24 protein-coding genes are annotated in these 21,993 nt (G+C 60.7%); 17 read left to right on the plus strand and 7 right to left on the minus strand.

Annotated features, from left to right (window positions below):
* Window positions 1-31: 31 nt before the first annotated feature.
* Window positions 32-451, minus strand: coding sequence for an RNA polymerase-binding protein DksA (gene dksA / locus ABIT12_RS02670; protein ID WP_348043067.1), 420 nt, complete (start codon window positions 449-451; stop codon window positions 32-34).
* A 156-nt stretch (window positions 452-607) separates the two neighbouring features.
* Complete coding sequence (locus tag ABIT12_RS02675; protein WP_348043069.1) at window positions 608-1,024, minus strand: flagellar assembly protein FliX; 417 nt, start codon at window positions 1,022-1,024, stop codon at window positions 608-610.
* Between the two features lie 268 nt (window positions 1,025-1,292).
* Between ABIT12_RS02675 and ABIT12_RS02680 the strand changes: the two genes are divergently transcribed.
* The 8 genes from ABIT12_RS02680 to ABIT12_RS02715 all read left to right on the plus strand — a co-directional run bounded on the left by ABIT12_RS02680 (window position 1,293) and on the right by ABIT12_RS02715 (window position 7,889).
* Window positions 1,293-2,417, plus strand: a complete 1,125-nt coding sequence (locus ABIT12_RS02680) for a flagellar basal body P-ring protein FlgI (RefSeq protein WP_407065574.1) — start codon at window positions 1,293-1,295, stop codon at window positions 2,415-2,417.
* Window positions 2,417-2,743 carry a rod-binding protein gene (locus ABIT12_RS02685; protein WP_348043071.1) on the plus strand — a complete coding sequence of 109 codons (327 nt, stop codon included), beginning with the start codon at window positions 2,417-2,419 and terminating at the stop codon, window positions 2,741-2,743. The genes ABIT12_RS02680 and ABIT12_RS02685 overlap by 1 nt, the downstream gene beginning before the upstream one ends.
* On the plus strand, window positions 2,740-3,207 hold the full coding sequence (locus tag ABIT12_RS02690) for a hypothetical protein (RefSeq protein WP_348043073.1): 468 nt from the start codon (window positions 2,740-2,742) through the stop codon (window positions 3,205-3,207). The genes ABIT12_RS02685 and ABIT12_RS02690 overlap by 4 nt, the downstream gene beginning before the upstream one ends.
* A 112-nt stretch (window positions 3,208-3,319) precedes the next feature.
* A complete protein-coding gene (locus tag ABIT12_RS02695) occupies window positions 3,320-3,661 on the plus strand; it encodes a hypothetical protein (protein ID WP_348043075.1) in 342 nt (113 codons plus the stop codon).
* Window positions 3,662-3,868: 207 nt separating this feature from the next.
* On the plus strand, window positions 3,869-5,287 hold the full coding sequence (locus tag ABIT12_RS02700) for a flagellin (RefSeq protein WP_348043077.1): 1,419 nt from the start codon (window positions 3,869-3,871) through the stop codon (window positions 5,285-5,287).
* A gap of 329 nt (window positions 5,288-5,616) precedes the next feature.
* A complete protein-coding gene (locus tag ABIT12_RS02705) occupies window positions 5,617-7,032 on the plus strand; it encodes a flagellin (protein ID WP_348043079.1) in 1,416 nt (471 codons plus the stop codon).
* 112 nt (window positions 7,033-7,144) lie between these two features.
* Window positions 7,145-7,570 carry a flagellar biosynthesis repressor FlbT gene (gene flbT, locus ABIT12_RS02710; RefSeq protein WP_348043081.1) on the plus strand — a complete coding sequence of 142 codons (426 nt, stop codon included), beginning with the start codon at window positions 7,145-7,147 and terminating at the stop codon, window positions 7,568-7,570.
* 22 nt (window positions 7,571-7,592) lie between these two features.
* Window positions 7,593-7,889: a flagellar biosynthesis regulator FlaF gene (locus ABIT12_RS02715; RefSeq protein ID WP_348043083.1), complete on the plus strand. Its 297-nt coding sequence runs from the start codon at window positions 7,593-7,595 to the stop codon at window positions 7,887-7,889.
* A 191-nt stretch (window positions 7,890-8,080) separates the two neighbouring features.
* Here the strand turns inward: ABIT12_RS02715 and ABIT12_RS02720 are convergent, their stop codons facing one another.
* Genes ABIT12_RS02720 through ABIT12_RS02730 form a run of 3 tightly spaced genes read right to left on the minus strand, consistent with a single transcriptional unit; the run spans window position 8,081 to window position 13,661 of the window.
* Complete coding sequence (locus ABIT12_RS02720; RefSeq protein ID WP_348043085.1) at window positions 8,081-10,018, minus strand: hypothetical protein; 1,938 nt, start codon at window positions 10,016-10,018, stop codon at window positions 8,081-8,083.
* A 12-nt stretch (window positions 10,019-10,030) separates the two neighbouring features.
* Window positions 10,031-11,869 carry a flagellar hook-associated protein FlgK gene (flgK, locus tag ABIT12_RS02725; RefSeq protein WP_348043087.1) on the minus strand — a complete coding sequence of 613 codons (1,839 nt, stop codon included), beginning with the start codon at window positions 11,867-11,869 and terminating at the stop codon, window positions 10,031-10,033.
* Window positions 11,870-11,927: 58 nt separating this feature from the next.
* A complete protein-coding gene (locus ABIT12_RS02730) occupies window positions 11,928-13,661 on the minus strand; it encodes a flagellar hook-basal body complex protein (RefSeq protein WP_348043089.1) in 1,734 nt (577 codons plus the stop codon).
* 37 nt (window positions 13,662-13,698) lie between these two features.
* Between ABIT12_RS02730 and ABIT12_RS02735 the strand changes: the two genes are divergently transcribed.
* The 6 genes from ABIT12_RS02735 to ABIT12_RS02760 all read left to right on the plus strand — a co-directional run bounded on the left by ABIT12_RS02735 (window position 13,699) and on the right by ABIT12_RS02760 (window position 17,023).
* Window positions 13,699-13,920: a hypothetical protein gene (locus tag ABIT12_RS02735; RefSeq protein ID WP_348043091.1), complete on the plus strand. Its 222-nt coding sequence runs from the start codon at window positions 13,699-13,701 to the stop codon at window positions 13,918-13,920.
* A gap of 20 nt (window positions 13,921-13,940) precedes the next feature.
* Window positions 13,941-14,807 carry an ATPase gene (locus tag ABIT12_RS02740; protein ID WP_348043095.1) on the plus strand — a complete coding sequence of 289 codons (867 nt, stop codon included), beginning with the start codon at window positions 13,941-13,943 and terminating at the stop codon, window positions 14,805-14,807.
* A gap of 54 nt (window positions 14,808-14,861) precedes the next feature.
* On the plus strand, window positions 14,862-15,773 hold the full coding sequence (gene metA, locus ABIT12_RS02745) for a homoserine O-succinyltransferase (protein WP_348043097.1): 912 nt from the start codon (window positions 14,862-14,864) through the stop codon (window positions 15,771-15,773).
* Entirely contained in the window at window positions 15,770-16,306 is a 537-nt protein-coding gene (locus tag ABIT12_RS02750) for a GNAT family protein (RefSeq protein WP_348043099.1), read from the plus strand. The genes metA and ABIT12_RS02750 overlap by 4 nt, the downstream gene beginning before the upstream one ends.
* Window positions 16,307-16,472: 166 nt before the next feature.
* Entirely contained in the window at window positions 16,473-16,700 is a 228-nt protein-coding gene (locus ABIT12_RS02755; protein ID WP_348043101.1) for a hypothetical protein, read from the plus strand.
* 173 nt (window positions 16,701-16,873) lie between these two features.
* A complete protein-coding gene (locus ABIT12_RS02760) occupies window positions 16,874-17,023 on the plus strand; it encodes a hypothetical protein (protein ID WP_348043103.1) in 150 nt (49 codons plus the stop codon).
* An 18-nt stretch (window positions 17,024-17,041) separates the two neighbouring features.
* Here ABIT12_RS02760 and ABIT12_RS02765 read toward each other — a convergent pair whose 3' ends face one another.
* Complete coding sequence (locus ABIT12_RS02765) at window positions 17,042-17,812, minus strand: hypothetical protein (protein WP_348043105.1); 771 nt, start codon at window positions 17,810-17,812, stop codon at window positions 17,042-17,044.
* 485 nt (window positions 17,813-18,297) lie between these two features.
* On the opposite strand from ABIT12_RS02765, the gene ABIT12_RS02770 reads away from it, so the two are divergent.
* From ABIT12_RS02770 to ABIT12_RS02780, 3 genes are all read left to right on the plus strand, one after another.
* Complete coding sequence (locus tag ABIT12_RS02770) at window positions 18,298-18,687, plus strand: hypothetical protein (protein WP_348043107.1); 390 nt, start codon at window positions 18,298-18,300, stop codon at window positions 18,685-18,687.
* A 397-nt stretch (window positions 18,688-19,084) separates the two neighbouring features.
* The gene (locus ABIT12_RS02775) at window positions 19,085-20,536 is read left to right on the plus strand and encodes a YcjX family protein (protein WP_348043289.1); all 1,452 of its coding nucleotides are present in this window, start codon (window positions 19,085-19,087) and stop codon (window positions 20,534-20,536) included.
* On the plus strand, window positions 20,533-21,549 hold the full coding sequence (locus tag ABIT12_RS02780; protein WP_348043109.1) for a TIGR01620 family protein: 1,017 nt from the start codon (window positions 20,533-20,535) through the stop codon (window positions 21,547-21,549). Before ABIT12_RS02775 ends, ABIT12_RS02780 begins: the two co-directional genes overlap by 4 nt.
* On the opposite strand, the gene ABIT12_RS02785 is transcribed toward ABIT12_RS02780, so the two are convergent.
* Window positions 21,550-21,969, minus strand: a complete 420-nt coding sequence (locus tag ABIT12_RS02785; protein ID WP_348043111.1) for a helix-turn-helix domain-containing protein — start codon at window positions 21,967-21,969, stop codon at window positions 21,550-21,552. It abuts the gene before it with no gap.
* Window positions 21,970-21,993: the final 24 nt, after the last annotated feature.

Below are 21,993 nucleotides of genomic sequence, written 5' to 3' on the forward strand. Positions count from 1 at the left end.
TCATTTGATAAAGGAAACTGTCGCAACCGCCTTATTCGTCGCGATAGACTTTCTCGCGGCGCTCGTGCATTTCCTGGGCCTCGAGGCTCAGCGTGGCAATCGGGCGGGCGTCGAGCCGGGCAATGCCAATCGGCTCGCCGGTTTCTTCGCAATAGCCGTAGGTGCCATCCTCGATCCGCTTCAGCGCAGCATCGATCTTGGAGATCAGCTTGCGCTGACGATCACGGGTCCGCAGCTCCAGCGAGCGATCACTCTCCGACGAGGCACGATCGGCCATGTCAGGATGATTGGTGCTTTCTTCCTGCAGGTTTTCGAGGGTCTCGCGGCTTTCGCGGAGAATGTCCTCTTTCCACCCTTTCAGCTTGGCGCGAAAATATTCGCGCTGGCGCTGGTTCATGAACGGCTCATCAGCGGTGGGCCGGTATTCGACTACATCAACAACCGAAGACATCAGCAGACTCAACTCCAATGCGCCCCATGGCCGCCTATATAGTCAAGCAGCCGAAGCCGGGCAAGCACGCAAACCGCCAGTGCTTAATATCAGAATCGCATGGCACGCCAGCGCAATAGCGCGGCATAGGCTTCACTTTGATGACATTTGAACAGCTTAGTCAGTGAAGCGGCCGAACTTGGCCAGCTCGACGCGCACCCGCAGCTCGATATCGTCGATCAGCGCATCCAGTTCCGGATCGCTCTGCTCGCGTGCTTCGTTGACCATGGTCATCAACCCATCGAGCCGCCCCTCGCCCACCCGCCCGAGCAGCAGATCGGCCTTGATCTGGTCGAGCGTGTCGAGCAGCGATTTGCCGCGTTTGACGGCTTTCTTGCGCGAATGCAGCGCATCATCGACCAGTTGCACCGACAGCAGGGATGCGATGTTGGCGGTGGACGACAGCGGCGCGGTATTCTGCACCTTTGCTGGCGGCTGCATGCCGGCCGGAATGAACTCCGCACCCGCCGCAGCGCGACCGGCGCTGCTGCGCCCGTTGACTGCTGAAGTGTAGGGATTTCCGTCGATACGCAAAGCCGGACTCATCGGGTTGATTTGCTATACCGGCAAAATCTGCCGCCAACCGTTAACGCCCGCTTAACGTGCCCGGCAAGAATTGCTTAGCGCCCCGATCCAAGCGCGATTTTTCGACTGAACCGCCCGCCCTAGCAAGGACTATAACCAAACAAAAACAGCATCTTACCTGCACCTGGCGATCCAGAATTCAGACTGGCACGGTTTTCGCAATATCTCTGGCGAATGGCCGCCCATGGGGATGGAACGGCCGCGAACGGGGACGACGATGAAAAACTCTCTGCTACGGCAGTTGCTCGCAAGTTTGATAACCGCAGCCCTGGTGCTGGCGCCCATGCACGGCGCCCAGGCCGCCGCAGCGCGCATCAAGGACATTGTCGACATCGAAGGTGTGCGCGAAAACCAGCTCGTCGGTTACGGCCTGGTGGTCGGCCTCGATGGCACCGGCGACAGCCTCAACAACTCCCCATTCACCAAGCAATCTTTGCAGTCGATGCTGGAACGCCTCGGCGTCAACACTGCCGGCCAAAACGTCCGCACCGCCAATGTCGCCGCCGTCATGGTCACCGCCAATCTGCCAGCCTTTGGGGCGCAAGGCTCACGGATCGACGTCAACGTTGCCGCGCTTGGCGATTCCAAAAGCCTGCAGGGCGGCACGCTGCTGGTAACCCCCCTGCTTGGCGCGGACGGCGAGGTCTATGCCATCGCTCAAGGGTCGGTAACGATCAACGGCTTCAAAGCCGAAGGTGCCGCAGCGACGGTGATTTCAGGCGTCCCGACCACAGGTCGCATCTCATCGGGCGCACTGATTGAACGCGAAATCGCCTTTGAACTCGGCGCCCAGCGCACCTTGCGGCTGTCGCTGCGCAATCCCGATCTGACCACCGCCCGCCGTGTCGCTCTCTCGATCAATGATTTCATTGGCGTGCCGACAGCCGTGCCGGAAAATCCGTCGGTCGTCCGTATCACTCTGCCCCAGGGCTTCAACGGCAATATTGTCGATCTGTTGACCGATATCGAGCAATTGGTCGTTCAAACGGACGAGGTCGCCAAGATCGTCATCGATGAGAACTCCGGCATCATCGTCATGGGCAAGGATGTGCGGGTCTCGAGCGTGGCTGTTGCCCAATCCAACCTTACGGTGACGATTGCTGAAAACCCCACCATCGTGCAGCCGGCGCCACTGAGCAATGGCGTCACCGCCGTTCAGCCGAGCACGCAGCTCAATGTCGCCCGCAAGGACAGCAAGCTGGCGGTGATCGATGAATCCGTCACGTTGCAGGAACTGGTCGATGGCCTCAATGCCCTCGGTATCAGCCCGCGCGACCTCATCGCCATCCTGCAGGCCATCAAGGCCACCGGTGCCCTGCAAGCCGAAATCCAGGTGATGTGATGATCACCAATATCGAGCACAACCCAAAGCTTGCCGGTCCGCAGCGCGACAAACTGCGCGCCCAGGCCACCCAGCTTGAAGGCATGTTCCTCAACACGCTGGTCAAGGAAATGTTCTCCGGCATCAAGACCGACAGCAAGAATTTCGGTGGCGGCTTTGCCGAGGATACCTGGCGCGGCATGCAGGCCGAGCAGATGTCCACCAGCATGGCCGAAAGCGGCGGCATTGGCCTGGCCGATCAGGTGATGGGCGATCTCGTCGCCCTCCAGGAAGCCGCACAGAACCCAATGAATAAACCGGCAGCGCTCCAGGGAGCTTACAAATGACCGCCGCAGCCCGTCTCGCCGCTATCGACACCCTGCCCGCCGCCGAACTCTGTGCGCTTGCCGAGGCCGCGCTCACCGCGCTGGTCGATGTGATGAACAAGGAAACCACGCTGCTGCGTGCCGGCCACATGCGACAGGCCACCACCCTCACAGCGGAAAAGACCCGGCTGGCACAGGAATATGTTGGCTTTGCCCGTTCGGTGCAGCGCGAGGGGCCGCGGCTAAAGGCCGACGCTCCCAAGGCAGTGGAGCGGCTGCGCAACGGCCATGAGCGGCTGGCGACGCAGATGGCAGAGAATTTGCGCGTCCTCGCCACGGCCCGCACTGTCACCGAAGACCTGCTCACCGACGTCGCCATGGTCGTCGGCCAGCAGAACAAGGCCAAGGCCTATGGCATGAGCGGCAAGGTCACCGCCGACCCCAACAGTTCGGCCCGCGGCCTGGCAGTCAACCGGGCGCTGTAGACCGTTACAATTCGAATAAAACTGCCTGAACGATTGAAAGGTGGCCGATAGAGACGGCGTTCTATGCTGCGAACGGCAATAAAGGGATTGTTGTCAGCAAGGGATAAGCGTCATGTTCTCTGCAGTCGCGACAGAACCAGTATCGTCCACCGCCAACGTTGTCGACTATCGGCTGCGCTCGCCGGGGCTTGAACGCACGATATTGCCCGAAAGCACCAAGGCAGCGCCAAGCAGCCCCAATTCCGGCGAAGGCCAGTTTCCGCAAGGCGACAAGCCCAAGGCGCAGGAACGCCAGCCCGAGCCGCAGGCGGGAACGTCGACCATGTTCGCCGCTGCCGTGATTGCCGGCGCTCTGGCGCCCCGCCCTCATACCATGACCGAGCTCTACCGCCGCATCGGCATGTCGCCCATTCCCCCAGAGTCCGAAGCCAAGCTGCGCAACCTGACCGCCTAGTTAACGCAACCTTAGCAAATCCCCAGCGCCCCGTCGTCCAAGAGCCCCGGTTTCCGGGGCTTTTTAGTTGTTTCTGGTCGCGAATTAATTTCGATTTTGCTCAAAAATGCGGCAGCCATTTAACGTTTCTTTATAAGCTCAAAGTCATAAATCAGCAGGCCTCAGGAGAGGTTTGTAGTTTGCGTATCCCAGAAGAGGAAAAATAAAATGTCCAACAGTATCTCACTCTCGAAAGCCGTTCGCTCGAACCTGCTGTCCCTTCAGGGCACGGCCTCGATGATGGCCAAGACCCAGGAACGCCTTTCGACCGGTAACAAGGTCAACTCGGCGCTCGACAACCCGACCAACTTCTTTACTGCCCAGTCGCTGAACAGCCGTTCGAACGATCTGAACTCGCTGATGGACGGCATGGCAAACGGCATCCAGACTCTGGAAGCTGCTGACAACGGCCTCTCCTCTGTGACCAAGTCGGTTGAATCGATGCAGTCTTCGCTGCGTCAGGCCCGCCAGGACAAGTCGTTCAAGGGCGTGTCGTATGAACTCGACGGCGCAACTGCTGCTACTGGCGGTACGATCACCATCGCCGGCACTGCTACGAGCACCGTAACCGGCGCAACCACTGCCGGTGCCAACTACACTGCAGGTTCCATCACGGCCGCCGACATCACCATCCAGGTTGGTTCCGCAACTGCCGTCAACGTGACGCTGGCTGCGAACGACACGATCGACGCAACGATCTCCAAGATCAACGCTTCGGCTCTGAAGGACCAGGGTGTTACCGCATCCAAGGATGCTGCCGGCACCAAGCTGATCCTGACCTCTGAAAAGAACCAGGTTCTCACCGTCGGCGGTGCCAACGGTACTGCAGGCACCTCCGGCTTCACCGCCGGCGCCCTGACAAATACCACCTTTACCGCTCGCACCGTTGACTCGCTTGTCAGCGACGTGAACGCCAACACCGCGATTAACGCCCAGGTTCGCGCTTCGAACGACGGTGGCAAGCTGCGTGTTGAAAACCTGCTGACTTCGGCTGACGTGGCCATCAGCGGCCTGTCTGGTGGCAAGGTAACCTCCGGCACTGCCGGCTCGGGCACCTCGACCGTTGGCAAGAACACCGTTCGCGGCGATCTGGTCAAGCAGTTCAACGACCTGCGTCAGCAGCTCGATCGTACTGCTGAAGATGCCTCCTTCAACGGTATCAACCTGCTCCGTGGCGATAGCCTGAAGCTGACCTTCAACGAAACTGGTTCCAGCTCGTTGACGATCCAGTCCAAGGGCGCCAAGGCGATCAACTCGACCAACCTCGGCATCGACGTTCAGGCCGATACCGTCGCCGATAGCGACGCTTCGATCGACGCCGTGCTGACCAAGCTGAGCGATGCGCTCGGTTCGCTCCGTTCGCAGTCGTCTGCTTTCGGTTCGAACCTGTCGCAGGTTCAGAACCGTCAGGACTTCACCAAGTCGATGATCAACACGCTGCAGACTGGCGCTGCCAATCTGACGCTGGCTGACATGAACGGCGAAGCTGCCAACCTTCTGGCTCTGCAGACCCGCCAGTCGCTGTCGCAGTCCTCGTTGTCGCTTGCTTCGCAGGCCGACCAGTCCGTGCTGCAGCTGCTGCGTTAATCGCACCAGTCTCTACCATCATGGAAAGGCGGGCTTCGGCCCGCCTTTTTTCGTTTTAGGACTCGAACCAGACATCCCTCCTCCGCGCTCGAATCAGACGGCGACCGCCATTGGCTTCCAAACCAGACTCTTTTCACCTCTTCAGCGCCGATCACCCCTCGTTAAGCTCGATTAACGGCCGTTAGGCGCGGTTAAACCAGCGATAATTAAGATTTATGGCGGGTGAAGTTTCATGGTTAACGCCGCATTAGGATTCGGCGGGTAAAACGGTGTCAGGTCTCGAAAAGGGACAGTGAACCGCCAGTCGGTATCTTAGTGAAGGAAGCATTATGTCCGATATCTCCCTTTCGAAAGCCGTTCGGTCGAACCTGCTTTCACTCCAGAGCACTGCCACGATGATGGCGAAGACTCAGGAAAAGCTCTCGACTGGTAACAAGGTCAACTCGGCTCTCGACAATCCGACCAACTTCTTCACTGCCGCCTCGCTGAACAGTCGCTCTAACGATCTGAATTCACTGATGGACGGCATGGCCAACGGCATTCAGACCCTGTCAGCGGCCGACAACGGTCTCTCCTCGATCACCAAGTCAGTTGAATCGATGCAGTCTTCGCTGCGTCAGGCCCGCCAGGATAAATCGTTCAAGGGCGTGTCGTATGAACTCGACGGCGCGACTGCCGTCACCGGCGGCGTTGTTAGCATAGCAGGAACCACAGTAAGCACCGTAACCGGCGCAACCACCGCTGGCGCCAACTACACTGCAGGTTCCATCACGGCCGCCGACATCACCATCCAGGTTGGTTCCGCAACTGCCGTCAACGTGACGCTGGCTGCTAACGACACTATCGACGCTACGATCGCCAAGATCAACGCTTCGGCTCTGAAGGACCAGGGTGTTACCGCGTCCAAGGATGCTGCTGGCACCAAGCTGATCCTGACCTCTGAAAAGAACGAGGTTCTCACCGTCGGCGGTGCCAACGGTACTGCAGGCACCTCCGGCTTCACCGCCGGCGCCCTGACAAATACCGCCTTTGCCGCTCGCTCCGTTGACTCGCTCGTCAACGACATCAATACCAACGCCACGCTCACCCCGAAAGTACGCGCCTCCAACGACGGTGGCAAAATCCGCCTTGAGAACCTGCTGACCTCTGCCGACCTGGCGATTGGCGGCCTATCTGGCGGCAAGGTGACCTCGGGCGCCGCTTCCTCGGGCACCTCGACCGTTGGCAAGAACACCGTTCGCGGCGATCTGGTCAAGCAATTCAACGATCTGCGTCAGCAGCTCGATCGTACTGCTGAAGATGCCTCCTTCAACGGCATCAACCTGCTGCGCGGCGACAATCTGAAGCTGACCTTCAACGAATCCGGTTCCAGCTCGCTCACCATCCAGGCCAAGAACGCCAAGGCGATCAACTCGACCAACCTCGGCATCGACGTGCAGGCCGATACCGTCGCCGATAACGACGCTTCGATTGACGCGGTGATCGCCAAGCTCGGCGATGCGCTCGGCTCGCTCCGCTCGCAGTCCTCAGCTTTCGGTTCCAACCTCTCCCAGGTGGAAAATCGCCAGGACTTCACCAAGGCGATGATCAACACGCTGCAGACCGGCGCCGCCAACTTGACCCTGGCCGACATGAACCAGGAAGCAGCAAACTTGCTGGCTCTGCAGACCCGCCAGTCGCTGTCGCAGTCTTCGCTGTCGCTTGCTTCGCAGGCCGACCAGTCCGTGCTCAAGCTGCTCCAGTAAGCAGTTCCCACCCAATCGTTTGATGAAGGCGGGCCTCGGCCCGCCTTCATTGTTTTACCGCCCTCGGCGCGGTAGACATGGGCGGTGTTGCCGAGTCCCCGGAGTGAAGCGAATGGCCCTCAAAGTTGAACTCAAGCCTGGCGAAAAGCTGCTCGTGGGCCATTGCATCATCACCAATTCCGATCAGCGCACGCGCCTGTTCATTGATGGCCGCGCCCCCATTCTGCGCGAGAAGGACATCCTGACCGCCGAAACCGCCAACACCCCGGCCAAGCGCATCTATCTGGCGGTGCAGATGATGTATATCGAGGATGACATGACCCAGGTGCGAGACGAATATTTTGCCCATGTCACCGATTTTTTGGCTGCTGTCCCTTCGGCCAGCGAGATTGTTACCCAAATAAACAACGAGATATTAACCGGGGACCTGTACAAAGCTCTGAAGGCCGCAAACAGGCTGATTGAGTACGAACAGGACCTCCTTTCACATGCATCAGCAGGGCGCTCAGGCCTACCAGCAGACGGCAAAAACCGTTGAATCTCCACGTGATCGCGAGGCCATGCTGCTGGTCAAGGCAGCCATGGGAATCCAACGGGTCCGCGACCAGTGGCCAGTCAGCTTCGGTGAGTTGCGCGTCGCGTTGACCTTCAATCGCAAGCTGTGGACCGTGTTTATGGGTTCATCAGTGCGCGACGACAACACCCTGCCCGCTGCCGTTCGCCAGAACGTTGCCAATCTGGGCATCTTCATCCTCAACGAAACCCGCGAGATCCTGCTCGAGCCCACTGCCCCGGCCAAGCTCGATGTGCTGATCAACATTAATCGCCAACTTGCGGCCGGCCTGCGCGGCAGCTGATCTGGCAGGTACCATCCCAAACAAAAACCCCCGCATCGCTGCGGGGGTTTTCGTTTTCAGGTGCTCGGAGCGCTATTGGCTGAGGTCGGGTCGAAAATGGCCATGGGCGAGAACCGGACCGGAGCGTACTTAAGTACGTGAGGACCGGAAGCGCAGCTCCTGGCCATTTGCAGGCCGGCCTCAGCCAATAGCTAAAGGAAGTTGACCAGGCTGAGCTTGCTCACCATCGAGGTCACCTGATAGCTCGCCTGCAAGCGGGTCTGCAGCGCCAGGATCGACACCGCGGTCTCTTCCTTGCTCACGGTCTCTGTGTCGCTCAGCAGGTTCTCCAACTGCGCCCCGTAATCAGTGTGCCGCTGGGTGGCGCTCTGGGCCGCCGAAGCCGCCACGCTCAGTTCCATCGTCATGATTTCGATCGAGCCGCGCTCGGAATTGTGCGCCTCCGACATTTCCGACTGCTGGCGCATGGCCATTTCGTCGAACCGCACCCGCGTCCCCGGGTCGTCGCCATTGGGATAGGTTTCGACCGAAAGCGATGCCAGCGTCCTCACCATGCGCAGCAGACCCGATTCATTGGCCTCCATGCCATAGGAGGCCTTGCTGCTATCATCGATCTGCGCGGTGACGCTCTGGCGTGGATTGCCTTCCGCCGCCGCCGATGCGGTGGACATGCCGTTCTTGAGAGCCGCGCTGAACGCCGCGGCCGTGTTGTTGATGGCGTCGACCGGCGTTGCGCCGCTGCCAATGGTGAATTCGCCCGGACCAGCCGGACCGGCGACAGCCTTGAGCGAGAATGACCTTGTGCTGCCATCGGGCTGCGTCAGGTTGACCTGCACGGTTTCACCGGCGCTTGGCAGTGCGGCGAACTTTACCGTGACATTGTCTGGATTGGTGCTGTCGGTGGTGATGTTGGCCGTCGAGGCCGACAGCGACAGCGCCTTAAAGCCATAGTCCGGTGTCACCGGCTGGGTGCGCGCCAGCGTCACCGTATCGGTCGCAGTGCTGATATTGGTGCGGCCCAGGCCGTCGGCGGCGATTGCCGGGCTCTGCCCCTTGTACCACATCACCGTATCGGCCTCGGTCGCCACCTTCAGCGACGTCGCCGTCGCTGGCGAGCCCGAGACCCGCAACACCGGCTCGCCGGGGGCATTGAAGAAGTTCTTGGCCGCAGCAAAGGTCGACGATGCCGCCAGCGTCGAAGAGCCGACGTCCAGCAGCCGCGCATCGAGCGTGGTCTTGAAATTGGCGGCGGTCGCATCGGCATCCGCGCCAATGACGAATTCATCCTTGGCACCAGAGGCTTCGGCAGCAGTCACCGCCCGCAGCGTGATGTCCGTAGTGCCGCCATCGGGCAGCGAAAAGCCCAGCGTGATGGTCTGCCCGCTGCTGATCTGCGCCACCGGTGTCGGCTCGAATTTGACGCTTTCGGTATTGCCTGCCGGCAGCGTACCCGGCGCTTTCTGGTTCAGCGTTACCGAACCTGCAGTATAGGTGCCCGACATGTTGGAGAGCTTGAAGCCGAACGGGTGCACGCCGTCTTCGGTCAAATTCACTACGCCGGTCGGGGCGGTGTAGGAAGTCTGCAACCGGCCCCTGCCATCGGTGCCGGCATCGGCCAGCTTGCGCTCGTTGACCACCGTCTTGAAACCGGCAATGCCTGCTCCGGCGCCATCGAGCAAGGTCCCGGTATCCGGCAGCGGCTGCTGGTCGGTCTTTGAACCACCGAACAGATAGCGCCCAGCAACATCGGAATTGAGCATGGTCACGACTTCGTCGAACCGCGCCTTGGACAGGTCTGGCAGCGTCGCCATGTTGATATTATTGGTGCCGTACTGACCCTGGATGGCGGCGTTGCGCGCTTCGCCTTCGATCTGGTCGAACCGCGACATGGTCTTGTCCATAAAGCTCAGGCGCAGGTTGACCGTGTCGATATTGGCCGAATAGCCCTCGATCTTGCTCAGGCGCGACCGCACGCTGAGCGACATCGGCAGGTCGCGGCCCATTTCGGCAAGGTTGGAAGCCTTCTGTCCCGTGCCGAGCTGCTGCTGCAGTGTCGCCATGCTCTGCTGCATCTTGGAGATGATGGAGAACCCGGTCTGCAGCGGGAACATCGATTTATTGACGATCATTTATCGTACTCCCTAAACCGACTGCAACAGCGCGGTCAGCAGGTCCTTGACCACCGACACCACTCGGGCATTAGCCGCATAGGCATTCTGGATTTCCATCAGTTTGCCCATCTCCTCATCGACATTGACGCCGTACTCGCCATCCATCTGCTGGACCACCGTATCCAGCGTCAGCTGGCGATCGCTGGCCTGCGTCATCTGGGCGGAAATCGTACTGCCCTGAAAGCTGATGGTCTGGGAAATGATGTCGCCCAGGTTGCCGCTCAACTGGAACTTGCCGTTGCTCAACAGCGGATTGCCGCCGGAAACGAACTTCAGGTTCTTTAGCTGGTCGATCAGGTAATTCGGCCGCGCTGCATCACCCAGCGTCCCACCCACGGTGGACTGCACCATCAGGCGATTGTCAGCCAGAATGGCCGAGTTGAGCGAAATACGGGCCGCAAAGCCACCCTTCTGCGGCGGATCGGTATCGAGATTATTGGTGAACGCCGCATTGCCCTGATCAACGAACAGCGACATCGCCGAACCATCACCCTGGATCGCCGTCGAGGACCGGCGCACCGTGGCCGATTTCACATCGGTGGTGTTGGCCGCGCCGTCATCGAGAATGCGCAGATTGGTGGCGCTGCCACTCGAAATATTCAGCCCGGGCAGCTTGGTCGATAGCGCCGAGACCACGTTTGCCATCGGGGCCGACATGTCGACGCCGATCACGCGTGTGCCGCTGGCATCCTTGTAGTCCACCGCCTCGGTGGTGTTGACCACCCGGACGTTCTGCGGACCGGCGCCGTCGGTATAGTTCAGCAGAAAGTCATTGCCTTTCTGCATGCTGCTGACATCGAGATCGAAACCATTCGCCGCGCCAACCGTGGCTGCAGTGCCGGGCTTCTGTACGGTGGAAAACGCCTGTGCGAGACCGGACGCGATTTCATCAAGCTGGTCCTGCGCTTCCACCAGTGTCTTGTCGCGCAGCGTCAGCAGTCCGCCCAATTCGCCGCCCTGGATCACCCCGGACGACACCAGGTCGATGGTCAACCCGGCAGGAGTGGTCAGCGTCAGCTTGCCGACCTTGGTCTTGTCTGGATCTGGGCTGAACTGCGATGTCGGGGCCAGATTGCCGGCGCTTTCGAACTTGAACGTCGATACGCCATTGTCGAGCATGCCGACGCCGGAGCGGGTCATCAGCGATACGGTGCCGTCACCGCGATAGTCCGCCTTGACGTCGATCAGTTCGGCGACCGACGATACCAGCCGGTCGCGCTGGTCGAGCAGCGTGGCGCGCGAACTGTCATCCATGCCCAGATCGAGCATGCGATGGTTGACCTCGGCCAGCGACGTCAGCATGCCGTTCAGGTTATGCACGTCCGAAGCCATCTGGCCTTCGGTTTCCTGCCGCATGCCCTGCACGGTGGACGACAGCCGGTTGAGCGTTTCCGCCATGCCCTGGGCCTTCGCCACGGCCTGCGAGCGCGTGGTGTAGTCGTCCGGGCTGGTGGCCAGTGCCTGCATGGCATTTTGCAGATTGCTGTAGATGGTGTCGAGCGAACCGGCGGACCCCGGCTTGCCCAGAAAGCCCTGCAACCGGTCCATATAGGCCGATTGCGCGCTGGCCATCGAGGTATCCGACACCTGTCTTGTATAGTAGCTCTGCAGGCTGGTGTTGAACGCCCGCTGCACCCCGGCGGACCGGGCATAGGTCGAGGATTGGGCGTTGTAGTCGACAACGTTGAGCGCCTGCCGATGATATCCGGGCGTGCCCGAATTGGCGACGTTCTTGCTCAGGATCGACATCGAATCCTGATTGACGCGCAGACCGGAGATCGCGTGAGTGAGCGACGTTGTTAGACCCATTCCTTGAACTCCTCACTCAATTCCGGACCCGGCAAGTGCCAGGCCCCGATACCCTGCCTCAGCGGATCATGTTCAGTGCGGACTGCAGCATGTCGTTGGCCGCAGTCACGATCTTGGTGCCGGCCGAATAGGCCTGCTGAGTCACGATCAGCTTGGTGAATTCGTCGGAAATGTCCGTATTGGATGCTTCCAGCGCGCCGCCGATGATGCCGCTGCCCGACGTATCCAGGATGGCTTCGCCCGACTCCGAAGTCGTCGCGTAAAGCCCGCCATCCATGCGCTTGAGCTGGTTGACCGCATTGAACTGCGCTGTCACCACCTGTGCCACGTCGATGCGCTTGCCGTTCGAATACGTGGCAACCACACGCCCGCTGTCATTGATCGCCACCGAAACGAATTCGCCGGCGCCGTAACCCGTCTGGTTGACTGTCGAAACGTTCACGGTGCCGTTGACGTCGGCGAACTGCGACATGCCGCCCGTATCGTGGTGCAGCTCGACGTCGCCAATCGACACGCCATTGACGGTCAGGTTGGAAATTGTTGTCTGCACGATGACCGGGTTCATCGAACCGTCCGCACCGAACGTGTAGTCCTGTCCCACATTGGTCCACATCGGCTGCGAACCGGTCGCGTCGCTGTTGGACATGTAATAGAGGTTCCAGGTATCCGCGCCGCCCGATGCTGCGCTGTCCACCTTGGCCCAGCGCATCTGCACCGCCGCCGGAGCGCCGTTCGATGCGTAAACCGTGATCGCACCGCCCGAAATCGAGTTGGACTGGAACAGCGTATTGTCCAGTGCCTTGATCGCCGCGTGGCCAGCCGGCAGAATCGGGCTGGCGGCAGCGCCGGCCAGGCCGAGGGCACCTGTCGCCGTCAACGTTGCGCTACGATTGCCACCCATGGTGACTTCGATATTGGCACCGTTCAGACCCACCGTTGCCGAACCGGCATTGGTCCCACCCAGGCTGCGGAACTTCGCCTGGATATCGGCGAGCATGGTCCCGACCGTAACGCCCGCCGCAATGTCGACCGGCGTATTGGCACCGGCATAGGCGCCAGCACCGCTGTCATAAAAATCGAACACCACTGGCGTACCACCGCCCGCAGTCAGCGTCAGGCTGGCCGGCAGCGTCACCACGGATGAGGCCGCAGCGCCCGCGGTGGTCGCCGAACCGACCTTGGTCGCCGGAGTTGCATAATTGGCCGCCTTCAGCAGCTCGCTGCCTGGATTGGTCGCGTTGTAGCCGGTGTTCTTGGGCAATTGCGGCAGGTTGGCCTGGTAATTGATCCGCGATGTGCGCTGGGCCGGCAGGAAGGCGTTCGACAGCGCGATCACGCCGGGCACTGAACCGGAGATATTGCCGGTCTTGGTATCGATCGGCAGGCCCTTCAGATAATAGCCGGCGCCGTTGACCAGCATACCGTCCTTGTCGATGCTGAAGTCGCCGCGGCGCGTATAGAAGTTCGAGCCGGCGAACACGCCATTGCCGTCCGCCTGCCCCACCTTGGGCTCCACCACGAAGAAGCCGCTGGAGTTGAGCGCGATGAACGTCTCGTTCGACACGGTCTTGATATCGCCCTGGATTTCGTTGGTACCGCGTGACTGCGCCAGCACCGCCCCCGGCACCTGCCGCGCCAGCGGCGCATCGGGGATCAGGTCGATGAAATCGGTCTCGATGCGCTTGTAACCCGTGGTCTGCGAGTTCGCGATGTTACCCGAGATATTCTCCAGGGCCTGTGACTGCGCCCGCAGGCCGGTCACTGCGCTGGAAAGAGCCCCATAAATGCCCATCTAAAACTCCATAATACCCTGAAGCGTCCCGCGACGCATGTTCGACACAAACAATGCAAGCGCAGTGCCAGACTCGGCAGGCCTTGAATCTATTGATGAATCAGAGCTTTCGCCCCATGCGCCCCAACAAAACCCGGCAATTGAGTCCGATCGTCCGGCAGAAATTGCCGCCCGCTTGTCCTTGCGCGCCAAGTGCTCTAAATCCTTGGACGATTTTCACCGGGTCATTCCCGCGCAGGCGGGAATCCAGTTGCGCTGAATCTCGGGCAAGGGCTGGATATGCTGTATAAAAGTGCCGATGAGTTCCTCCAGGCGCCGCGCCGCGCCGTCACCGTGTTCGGCATGGCTGGCGTCGGCAAGACCCGGCTGAGCGCCCTGCTGCGCGACAGCAAGTGGTTTCACTACTCGGTGGATTATCGCATCGGCACTCGCCACATGGGCGAGTTCATCGTCGATAACTTCAAGCGCGAAGCCATGAAGGTGCCGTTCTTGGCCGAACTGCTGCGCTCGGACTCGATCTATATCTCGTCCAACATTACCTTCGCCAACCTCGACCCGCTTTCGACCTATCTCGGCACGCCGGGCAATCCAGACCAGGGCGGGCTGCCGTTTGCCGAATACCAGCGCCGCCAGGAACAGCACCGGGTCGCGGAAATCTCGGCTCTGCTCGATGTGCCGCGCTTCATCGAGCGGGCCAAGGAGCTCTATGGCTATGATGATTTCATCGCCGATACCGGCGGTTCGCTGATCGAAGTGGTGGACCCGCACAACCCCGCCGATCCGGTGATCAAGGCGCTGGGCGACAACACCGCCCTGCTCTATATTCGCGGCACCGAAAAGGACGCCGCCGAACTGGTGCGCCGATTCAGGAAAAGCCCCAAGCCGATGTACTACACGCCCCAATTTCTGGTGCGCAAATGGGCCGAATACAAAACCCTGACCAAGGTCGCCGAAGATTGCGACGTCGATCCGGCTGGCTTTGGCGCCTGGGGCTTTGAAGCCCTGCTGCATGATCGCCTGCCGCGCTATCAGGCGCTGGCCGATAATTTCGGCTATGTGGTGGAAGCCTCGGATCTGGCCATGGTGCGCGACGGCGATGAATTCCGCGACCTGATGGCCAGCGCCATCACCGCCCGAATGCGATAGCCGAAAGGCACGCCTGAACCGCAGTCGTTTTCGCACCCCCAATGAGGGTCCATTATGCCCATTCGCATTCCCGATAACCTGCCCGCCCGCAAGACGCTTGAAGCCGAAGGCGTCAATGTCATGGATTCAACGCGCGCCGCGCGGCAGGACATCCGCCCGCTGCAGATCGGCCTGCTCAACCTGATGCCCAACAAGGAACGCACCGAAACCCAGTTCACCCGGCTGATCGGCTCGACGCCGCTGCAGATCGAGCTGTCGCTGGTGCGCGTCTCCGACCACAAGGCCAAGAACACCTCGGAAGAATACCTCAACAGTTTCTACCAGACCTGGGAGCAGGTGCGCGGCCGCAAGTTCGATGGCTTCATCGTCACCGGCGCGCCGATCGCCCACATTCCGTTCGAGGACATCAAGTACTGGTCCGAAATGGTCGAGATCATGAACTGGACCCAGACCAATGTTCACCACACCATGTTCATCTGCTGGGGCGCCCAGGCCGCGCTGCACCATTTCCATGGCGCCACGCGCTATCGCATGCCCCAAAAGGCCTTTGGCGTGTTCCGCCATCAGGTGACGGGCGAGCGTTCGCCCTATCTGCGCGGCTTCTCCGATAGCCCGATGATCCCGGTCTCGCGCATCAACGACATCGACCGCACCTCGCTCGGGCCCGATCTGGAAATCCTGATCGACAATCAGGAGTTCGGCGTCTGCATGCTGGACGACCCCAAGCATCGGGCCGTACACATGCTCAACCATCTCGAATACGACAACCGCTCGCTGGTCGACGAATACGAGCGCGATGTCAAAGCCGGCCTCGACACGCCGCCGCCCGCCAACCTGTTTCCCAATGGCGATATCACCGCCAATCCGGAAAACCGCTGGCGCAGCCACGCCCATCTCTTGTTCCAGAACTGGATCAACGAAATCTACCAGACCACGCCTTACGATCTGAGCGAAATCGGCCAGTGACCCTGACGCCAGTCCGGCTGATCGCCGCTACTGTGGACATGCTGGCGGCGGAAAATGCCTCCGCCGCCGCCCTCTGCGCCCTGCTTGGCCTCAGCGCCCCACCCGTCTGGCCGCCGCCCAACAACGGCCCGGAAATCCGCAACTGGGTCATCGAAAAACTGACCATGAACCCCGGCACCCTCGGCTGGTGGACCTGGTACATCGTCGCCGAGGTCGACGGCCACGACACACTCGCCGGAACCGCCGGCTACAAAGGGCCGCCCAGCGATCAGGGCACCGTCGAAATCGGCTATTCGGTAATCGAACCCCTCCACCGCCGGGGCATCGCCGGCGCTGCCATCAGCCAACTCTGCAACCGCGCCTTCGCCGAACCGCGCGTCAACGCGGTCCTCGCCGAAACCCTGGCCGGGTCCGTGGCGTCCCAAGGCGCCCTGCTCAAAATGGGCTTCACCCGCTGCGGCGAATACGTCGATCCCGAAGATGGCAAGGTCTGGCAATACCGGCTGCCGCGAGCCGTACACCAAGGCACCTGAACCTCCAACCCGTAAGAAACACAGCCTGCCGCCCTCCGTTCTGAATAGGCCAAGCGGACGGGTTCCATCCACACACTCCCACGCCGGGTGTGGGGGCTCACTTACTGACGAGTTTCGAGGGAACGATTTGCGCCGTGGATCGCTGATGCTGACAAGGAGCACCGACATGGCCGACAAACCTCAAACTAAGCCGACTGATCCAGATCTGAAAGACGTGGAGCCAGGGAGCGACGCCGACGCCACGGCAGTCCTACCCGCCGGGGAAACCCCACCAAACCCGAACCAACGCTCCCAGCCTGCTCCGTCAGAAACCGGGGACGGCCGGCAACAGGACGACAATGTGGATGATAACGGCAACAAAGCTGGCGGTGGTACTCTGGATCAGCCCACCTAGTTTCACCGGCATCCCAAAAGATGGTCGGCTCCCGCATCGCTGTGGCAGCGCTGACCTCCTATCCCATCTCTATGGCGCCTTGCTCAAGGCTTGATCGACCTGCCGAGCGCCGGACTGCCTGGCGCGTTCACATGCGGCGTCGAATAGCTCTGGGCCAAGACACGCTAGCTGGAGTGCGCCAACGGTCGCAGGGCTTTGGGCCCTGGCCACCGCCCAACAACGGCCCCGAAAACCGCAACTGGGTGATCGAAAAGCTGATCATGAACCCCGGCACGCTCGGCTGGTGGAGCTCTACCAAGCCGGACACACTGTGCGGCTGGTGAACTTCGAGCGACTTTCGATCAATAGAAGCAAAGGCTATGCCCGAGGGCAACAAGCACGATAACTACAGAACACCCAACTGGCAAAACTAGGGAGAGAATTGATAGGTCCAGCGATATCAGACCTTTATGCCATGAGAGGCTGCGCTCAATTTTCTGCAATTTAATTTGTAGACTCAGAACGCGTTGGTCGATTTCACGCCAATAGTCGTCGTTTGTTTCCTTGATAGTTTTGTACGCCGATAGCATTTCAGACGCCAATCGCGACAATTCGCCTTGAGCGGATTTTACGCTAAGCTCCAGAAGTCTTCCTTCTGGGTTTTCCTGCGGGTCAGGCAGCGCCTCCCCGCTCATCGCGCGCAAGCGCTCGTTAATTGCCTTGCGCCCCTGTAATAGAAGGGAACCCAGCTGCGTATTCAGCAATTCTAGCCTCTCGCTGACAGCGGTTTGATAGGAGAGCGGAGAGAGGTTAGCGATCCGGCCGTTCTTTTCGGCTCTGCTGCGCATTTCGTCCAATATGGCTGTGAATTCGGCGTATGGCGATGAGTGTTCGACATTTTCTATCAGCGACAGGACAATCACTGCGGCGAGCAAATAAACGAAGAAAACGTACAGGACCAAGGCCAATAGCCTGCCGTCAAAGCTTACGATTTCGATTCCCAGGACAGGAATTTTCTCCAATTTGAGTTCGGCGTAGGCAGAAAGATAGATGAGCACCGCTGTTACAAAGAGTTCGGCTCGTACCCGGGTGTGACGTGCCGACCATTCAATTTTCGAGCTTTCGTCGGCCAACCTTGCCCCCCTGAAACGGATTGAACAGCACCAGTGCCCTTACTGCCGCCTTGGGCTTACTCTTGGGATATCTCGCAATAGTCTGCAATGCGTCCTCCGTCGTCTGAACTTGCCAGAAGAGACGGGATTGCTCAACACGCACACCCTCGCATCTCCTGATGGTCTCTGGGGAGGGCGCCAAGCTGATTGCTAAGCGGTGTTCACTTATGCCACCCTCACCTGAGCATAGGCGGGGGTACGGTGTTTGGCTGATAATGAACTGACTCCGGTGCAATTCCAGGATTATCTACGTTCAAAGAATGCTGGAGAGTTTTCTTGTGAAGTTTGCGGTGTCCGGGATTGGCAGGAAGCCACTTCAAACGGCGTGATGGCACGTCCTATGATGTTAGCCGGCGCCGGAATTGTCTCGTCTTACTGTTTGATCTGCGGCAACTGCGGGAACATAAAATTATTCTTCGCCCCCGCTGTTCGAGGGGAGTTGCCAAATGGCGGAACCGATCAATCTTGATCAATTACGGCCCGCTAACGATGTTACGATTAGTCGTAGTGGTAGCATGGGTAAGGGAGGTGGAGGCATGGACGGTACGGAAGTTCGCCTGAAGCGCCTCGAAGAGGACGGCAAAGAGATCCGATCTGACCTCAAATCTATCATGACGACCCTCGCCGAAATGAAGGGGACGTTGTCTGGCTTGGCTACCAAAGGCGAGCTTGGTGAGGTGAAGGTGGCGGTAGCCAAGCTCGAAATCCGAGTGGAAAAGTTGCCGACCATGGGCCGAGTTAGTCTTCTTCTTGGTATTTGCGTTGCCGCAATTACAATTGTCGTCAGGTGGTCTGAGCTCGGCAACGCCCTCGTGAGCGTCCTTCGCCACCCATAGCGCCTCCAACTTCAATTGTTGCCCCCACCACGCCTATCCCCCTTATCCCCACCTCGCCAACCTGCGCTATCATCCCCCCATCAGTCTTGCGGACGGCGTTGCAACGGCCAATGACAAGGCGACTGCCGGGAGAGGGGAGGACCGTGCTTCCCTTGGGCGTATGGGCCATGAGCCTGGACAGCGCAAAGTCCGGCACTGAGCGTCATCGCCATAAAACCCGGCGTCCCGAGGCGCTTGACGTCTCACCTACACATTATCTTCGGGACGCCATGCGCCTCGGGACCCGTCAATCCAGTCAAACCCGGAGGTCTCCCCGTCCGGCGCGTCTTGCCGTCCATGCGGTCTTGCATTCAGCCGGCAAAATCCTAAGTTCTGCGTGACCTTGGAGGACGCTGCCCTGCCCCAATCACCGACCACGATCGTCGACGAACTCGGCATCGCCCTCTCCAATCTCGCCGACGCCGCCACTGGCACGTTCACGCCGACAATGCGGCTCGGCGTCACCGGGTTGAGCCGCGCCGGCAAGACCATTTTCATCACCGCCTTGGTGCATAATCTGCTGACCGGCGGCCGCCTGCCCGGTTTCACGCCTTTGGCCGAAGGCCGCTTCATCGGCGCGCGCCTGGCCGAATATCCCGACGCCACCATCCCGCGCTTTGCCTATGAACAGCACCTCGAAGCGCTGACCGGCAAGACCCCGATCTGGCCCGAAAGCACCCGCCGCATTTCGCAATTGCGGCTGGTGCTCAAATACCAGTCCTCCAACTGGCTCTCCGGCTGGCGCGGTCCAACCACGCTCAATCTCGATATTGTCGACTACCCCGGCGAATGGCTGCTCGACCTGCCGCTGCTGGGCCTAAGCTTCGCCGACTGGAGCCGCGAAGCCCTTGAACGCGCCAGCCGCCTATCGTCGGCCCGCGAGGCACAACCGTTTTTGGACCTGCTCGCCACCATCGATCCGCAAAAGCCCGCCAACGACCCCGACGCCGAAAAGCTGGCGACAGCGTTCACCGCCTACCTGCGCCAGAGCCGGGAGGACAACGCCATGTCCACCCTGCCGCCCGGCCGCTTCCTGCTGCCCGGCGACCTCGAAGGCTCCCCGGCGCTGACCTTCGCGCCGTTGCCGCAACCCAACCAACCGGTCCGCTCGTCAAGCCTTTATGCGATGTTGGAAGGCCGCTACGAGGCCTATAAAAACCAGGTGGTGCGACCGTTTTTCAAGGATCACTTCGCCCGCCTCGATCGCCAGATCGTGCTGGTCGATACGCTGCGCGCCCTCAACACCGGCCCTGCCGCCGTGGCTGATCTGGAAACCGCGTTGACCTCGGTGCTGTCCTGCTTCCGCCAGGGCGATAGCAATCCGCTGACCCGGCTGGTCTCCCGCCGCATCGATCGCATCCTGTTTGCCGCAACCAAGGCCGATCACGTCCACCACACCAGCCATGACCGGCTCGAAGCCATCCTCAACCGCCTCGTCGCCAATGCCAGCCGCAAGGCGCAGTTCGCTGGCGCCGAGACCCGCTCCATCGCCCTGGCCGGCATTCGCGCCACCCGCGAAGGCACTATCGTTGAAGCCGGCGAAACCCTGCCCACCATCATCGGCACGCCAATGGCAGGCGAGACACTGGGCAAGGTCAAGTATGACGGCAAGACCGAAATCGCCTTGTTTCCCGGTGACTTGCCGGAACGGCCGGATTCACTGTTCGAAGACGGCACCCCGGTGTCACTGAACTTCCTGCGCTTCGTGCCGCCGCAAAAGCTCGACCGCAATGCCAGCGGCGATGTGGTTCTGCCCCATATCCGCTTCGACCGCGCCCTCGATTTCCTGCTGGGAGACCGGCTGAAATGAAACAACCCGTCGCTCGCCCCACCGCCACCATCGATGATGACCGCGAAGAGTTCCGCGCCCCCCGCGCCTTTGTCCCGGCCAAGGTCACCGAGGATGAACCGAGCTTTGATGAGCCAATCGAGGACGCGCTGACCACCCCGACCATCCGCAAGATGGGCTGGATCGGTCGCCTCGCCTGGGGCGCCGGCAGTATCCTGGTCTCGCTCGGCCTCAGCCTGATGGCCGATCGGCTGATCCGCGACCTGTTCGTCCGCTACGAATGGCTGGGCTGGGCCGGCATCGTCGTGCTGGCGCTGTTCGTGCTGGCGCTCGCCGTGCTGGTGCTGCGCGAAGTCCTGGCTTTGCGCCGCCTGCGGGTGCTCGACAAACTGCGGCGCGATGCGGCTGCGGCTCTGCTCAACAACAACCAGCATCAGGCCAATCAGGTGCTGGCAAGCCTTGAGGCCATCTACGCCGATCGCGCCGACATGGCCCGCTCCCGCCAGGCTGTTGCTGACAATGCCAGACACCTATTCGATGGCAGCGAGATCGTCCACCTCGGCGAACGCGCGCTGATGGCCCCACTCGACGCGCGCGCCAAGGCCCTCACCGCTGCATCTGCCCGTCGGGTGGCGCTGGTGACGGCGGTGTCACCCCGCGCCTTGGTCGACATCGCCTTTGTCATCTACGAAAGCGTTCGCCTCGCCGGAGCCATTGCGGCGCTCTACGGCGCCCGCCCGGGCTTCTTCGGCTTCTGGCGGCTCACTGGCGCGGTCCTCGCCCATCTCGCCGTCACCGGCGGCCTGGTCCTCACCGATGGCATAGTCGAGCAACTGGTCGGCCAGGGGCTGGCGGCAAAACTCTCGCAGCGGCTCGGCGAAGGCGTCGTCAACGGCCTGATGACCGTACGCGTCGGCATTGCCGCGATGCGCGTCGTCCGGCCCCTGCCCTTCACCACCCAGCCGCAGCCGGTGGTGAAAGACTTCATCGGCGAACTGGTCAACGTCACCCAGGGCCTCAAGGCCGCACCATGACTATTCGGCCGCCTGTTTCAGCAACCCAACATGAGGGGTATGCGACGGCACCGCATCTGGATGCGCATCGAGATAGTGACGCCGTGCCTCCAGCACCCGCGCGCGGTTTTCGACCGCCCAGGCGCCCACAGCGGTCAGCGGGCCACGCAAATCATGGCCCAGTTCGGTCAATTCATAGTCCACCCGCGGCGGAATTGTTGGGGTTACGGTGCGGGTGACATAGCCATCCATTTCGAGATCGCGCAGCGTCGAGGTCAGCATTTTCTGGCTGATCCCGCCGATCTCCCGCTTGATCTCGGAAAACCGCATCGAGCCCTGGCTGAGCCGCGTGATGATCAGCACGGTCCACTTGCCGCTGATCTGACCGAGGATTTCGCTGACCGGGCGGCAGTCGTGCCCGTCATAGCTGGCCGGTTTCATTTTAGTGCCTCTGGTTTCGAAATA

Origin of the sequence: Devosia sp., assembly GCF_039927955.1 — a bacterium.
Classification (GTDB): domain Bacteria; phylum Pseudomonadota; class Alphaproteobacteria; order Rhizobiales; family Devosiaceae; genus Devosia.

What these genes read in the sequence shown, in the direction of transcription:
- ABIT12_RS02785 (WP_348043111.1), bottom strand. Translation starts at nt 21,969, where the DNA reads ATGAAACCGGCCAGCTATGACGGGCACGACTGCCGCCCGGTCAGCGAA.
- ABIT12_RS02680 (WP_407065574.1), top strand. Translation starts at nt 1,293, where the DNA reads ATGAAAAACTCTCTGCTACGGCAGTTGCTCGCAAGTTTGATAACCGCA.
- dksA (WP_348043067.1), bottom strand. Translation starts at nt 451, where the DNA reads ATGTCTTCGGTTGTTGATGTAGTCGAATACCGGCCCACCGCTGATGAG.
- ABIT12_RS02715 (WP_348043083.1), top strand. Translation starts at nt 7,593, where the DNA reads ATGCTGCTGGTCAAGGCAGCCATGGGAATCCAACGGGTCCGCGACCAG.
- ABIT12_RS02720 (WP_348043085.1), bottom strand. Translation starts at nt 10,018, where the DNA reads ATGATCGTCAATAAATCGATGTTCCCGCTGCAGACCGGGTTCTCCATC.
- ABIT12_RS02770 (WP_348043107.1), top strand. Translation starts at nt 18,298, where the DNA reads ATGGCGGAACCGATCAATCTTGATCAATTACGGCCCGCTAACGATGTT.
- ABIT12_RS02730 (WP_348043089.1), bottom strand. Translation starts at nt 13,661, where the DNA reads ATGGGCATTTATGGGGCTCTTTCCAGCGCAGTGACCGGCCTGCGGGCG.
- ABIT12_RS02695 (WP_348043075.1), top strand. Translation starts at nt 3,320, where the DNA reads ATGTTCTCTGCAGTCGCGACAGAACCAGTATCGTCCACCGCCAACGTT.
- ABIT12_RS02755 (WP_348043101.1), top strand. Translation starts at nt 16,473, where the DNA reads ATGGCCGACAAACCTCAAACTAAGCCGACTGATCCAGATCTGAAAGAC.
- metA (WP_348043097.1), top strand. Translation starts at nt 14,862, where the DNA reads ATGCCCATTCGCATTCCCGATAACCTGCCCGCCCGCAAGACGCTTGAA.
- ABIT12_RS02740 (WP_348043095.1), top strand. Translation starts at nt 13,941, where the DNA reads ATGCTGTATAAAAGTGCCGATGAGTTCCTCCAGGCGCCGCGCCGCGCC.
- flbT (WP_348043081.1), top strand. Translation starts at nt 7,145, where the DNA reads ATGGCCCTCAAAGTTGAACTCAAGCCTGGCGAAAAGCTGCTCGTGGGC.
- ABIT12_RS02700 (WP_348043077.1), top strand. Translation starts at nt 3,869, where the DNA reads ATGTCCAACAGTATCTCACTCTCGAAAGCCGTTCGCTCGAACCTGCTG.
- ABIT12_RS02690 (WP_348043073.1), top strand. Translation starts at nt 2,740, where the DNA reads ATGACCGCCGCAGCCCGTCTCGCCGCTATCGACACCCTGCCCGCCGCC.
- ABIT12_RS02685 (WP_348043071.1), top strand. Translation starts at nt 2,417, where the DNA reads ATGATCACCAATATCGAGCACAACCCAAAGCTTGCCGGTCCGCAGCGC.
- ABIT12_RS02735 (WP_348043091.1), top strand. Translation starts at nt 13,699, where the DNA reads ATGTTCGACACAAACAATGCAAGCGCAGTGCCAGACTCGGCAGGCCTT.
- flgK (WP_348043087.1), bottom strand. Translation starts at nt 11,869, where the DNA reads ATGGGTCTAACAACGTCGCTCACTCACGCGATCTCCGGTCTGCGCGTC.
- ABIT12_RS02705 (WP_348043079.1), top strand. Translation starts at nt 5,617, where the DNA reads ATGTCCGATATCTCCCTTTCGAAAGCCGTTCGGTCGAACCTGCTTTCA.
- ABIT12_RS02780 (WP_348043109.1), top strand. Translation starts at nt 20,533, where the DNA reads ATGAAACAACCCGTCGCTCGCCCCACCGCCACCATCGATGATGACCGC.